Raw genomic sequence first — 1201 nt, 5'->3', positions numbered from 1 at the left:
TAATTCCAGCTTACGCTGATAAGAAAAGCCTTCTTCTGTTATCTCTAAGTTATAGTATCTATTGACCTTAAACTGATTAAGAATCTTGCCCACTCTCAAAGCTATCTTATCTTGACCCTTTAAAGCTCTTTTCTCCCTTTGAGTCGCCTGAACAATCAAATCTAGTTCCTTCTCTACCGCTTCTAATAATGCCTCTCTTTGTAGTTGATTTTTCTGGGCAATGAAGGGATTACGACAAGCAATTAATCTTTCATCGGGATAATCTTCACTCTCAAATTCCACCAAGTTTACCTGATCAAATAATCCTAATTGAATCACTTCTACCTCAGCCAGTTTCCGAATTTGAGGCTTAGTTAAACCAGTAATATAGTCTAATCCTTCTATCGGTTTTACTAATTCCTTGATTTTCGAGTTAGTTAAAATTCCTCTATCGCTTACCCAGACCACATTCTCAATCCCCCAACCCTTTCTGACTTTCTCAATTTGTCCGCTTAAAGTAGCACCGTCTGAGGTGTTTCCTTCAAATACTTCTACCGCTATCGGACAACCCTTGGCTGAACAGAGCAGACCAAAAACTATCTGAGTTTTCCCTTTCTTTTTATCTCGGTTATCACCATATTTTCCCAGTTCACAACCATTTCCTTCTAGGTAGGTAGAAGTGACATCATACAAGACTAATGTTCCTGATTCTAAGTGTTTAATTGCTAGGTGCTTCTCAATTTTCTCTTGTTTTTCTAATAACCAATCTAAGGCGTTATATAATTCGTCTTCATCGGCTTTCTCTAAGTCTAACAATTGTCCTAAACTCTGACTACAAGTCTCGCTATTAAACCCTCTCGCTGTGGCTAGTTTCGATTTAGGATTGATGATTCTTGCCACAATCATCGCCACTACTAAGTTTCTGATTCGTGAGGCTTTTTCACTGATTATTTTATCTAAACCTAATTTTTTAATCGTCTCTAAAATAGCCATCACATGACCATGAGGAAGACTTCTAATCACTTCAAAATGATTGGGAATGCCTTCATTCATGGACAGTGTTGCCCCTTTGAGAGCCAGTTTCAAATTGTCGATAATATCATCGGGTAATTTTGAGAGATTGGCCAGGGTTCTTTTTTTGACTTGATCTCCTTCTCGGTAGGACTCCCGAAGAAGAACGGCGGGGGGGGAATTACGGTTAGGAACTTTTTCTATATACATG

General features: G+C 38.6%; 1 protein-coding gene. It reads right to left on the bottom strand.

The features are described 5' to 3' along the window. Positions 1–1200 (bottom strand): IS1634 family transposase (locus IQ224_RS23615; RefSeq protein ID WP_194033559.1); only part of this gene is annotated, 1200 nt, incomplete at its 3' end. Between the last annotated feature and the right edge of the window lies 1 nt (position 1201).

This window comes from Microcystis sp. LEGE 00066 (assembly GCF_015207925.1).
In the GTDB taxonomy this organism is placed as follows: domain Bacteria; phylum Cyanobacteriota; class Cyanobacteriia; order Cyanobacteriales; family Microcystaceae; genus Microcystis; species Microcystis ichthyoblabe_A.
This window is presented reverse-complemented; position numbering and strand designations above follow the sequence as displayed.